At 61.5% G+C, this 1,195-nt stretch carries 3 pseudogenes; 2 read left to right on the top strand and 1 reads right to left on the bottom strand.

Annotated features, from left to right (window positions below):
• Nucleotides 1-138: pseudogene (locus LPU83_RS01700) on the bottom strand (transposase); the annotation flags it as partial.
• A 147-nt stretch (nt 139-285) separates the two neighbouring features.
• Between LPU83_RS01700 and LPU83_RS00960 the strand changes: the two are divergent.
• A pseudogene (locus LPU83_RS00960) lies at nt 286-587 on the top strand (IS21 family transposase); the annotation flags it as partial.
• 76 nt (nt 588-663) lie between these two features.
• Nucleotides 664-1,195 (top strand): annotated as a pseudogene (locus tag LPU83_RS00545) (IS5-like element ISRm33 family transposase); the annotation flags it as partial.

The following is a 1,195-nucleotide window of genomic DNA, read 5'->3' as shown; positions in this document are numbered from 1 at the left end:
TGCAATGATCTCGCTGCTATCGGCATCCAGTGCCACATGCAGCTTTCGCCAACCACGGCGGGATCTGGCGCCATGCTTCTCCATTGGGCCCGCGCCGTAGACCTGCAGTCCAGTGCTGTCGACAAGAATATGCACTGGCCTGCAAATTCCGAGGCAATCCGCCCCCTGATTCCAAGATGATGCCGCCCCCTTCGGACGGCGTCTGGCGTGGGTGTTCTGCTGGTGTGAAGTTCCTTCCTTCGACGGTGACGAGGACGGAACGGGATGCCTGCGGAGAGACTGGAGATGCGGCGTGTCCGCGAGATATTGAGATATCGTTTCGAACAAGGACTTGGCCACAAGTCGATTGCGGTCAGGGTTGGCGCTGCACCGTCGACGGTGCGCGAGACGTTGGGGCGTGTGCAGATTGCCGGACTTTCCTGGCGTTGGGTGACGACGTCAGCGATGCCGTCCTGGAAGCGGCGCTTTACAAGGCGGCCGGGACGAAGACGGGTCACCGTCGGAGCCCTGAGCCGGACTGGGCGCAGGTCCATCGCGAGCTCAAGCGCAAGCACATGACGCTGCAGCTCCTGTGGGACGAATACATCAGCGCGTTGGTGCACGGATCGTTTAGCGGTCGTGGTGTAGGCGATCGGCAACCTCAATAACCGATCTGTGACCTTGATGCCTTTCAAACATAACGCCGCCCGCCGCCATCGCATCGGCAGGATGAAATTCAAGGTGACGAACTGGCCGGAATATGAGGCGGGGTTACGGCGATGTGGCAGCTTGACCCTGTGGCTGACACCGGAGGCGCTTGCCATGTGGCTTGCTCCACGCCGAACGACGCGTGGTGGCCAGCCTCGTTATTCCGATCTAGCCATCGAGACCGCCTTGACGCTGGGCCTGGTGGTCGGCTTGCGGCTGCGTCAGGTCGAAGGATTATTAGGATCGGTGCTGCCCTTGATGGGCTTGGCGCTCGCTGTCCCCGATCATACCACCCTGAGCCGTCGGGCGCGAACATGGCAATCGCCCAACAAGGCGCATGACCTCCAGGGTCGACCGGACGGGGCCAGTGCATATTCTTGTCGACAGCACTGGACTGCAGGTCTACGGCGCGGGCCAATGGTTGGAGGAGAAGCATGGCGCCAGATCCCGCCGTGGTTGGCGAAAGCTGCATGTGGCGCTGGATGCCGATAGCAGCGAGATCATTGCC

The organism is Rhizobium favelukesii (assembly GCF_000577275.2).
Classification (GTDB): domain Bacteria; phylum Pseudomonadota; class Alphaproteobacteria; order Rhizobiales; family Rhizobiaceae; genus Rhizobium; species Rhizobium favelukesii.
This window is presented reverse-complemented; position numbering and strand designations above follow the sequence as displayed.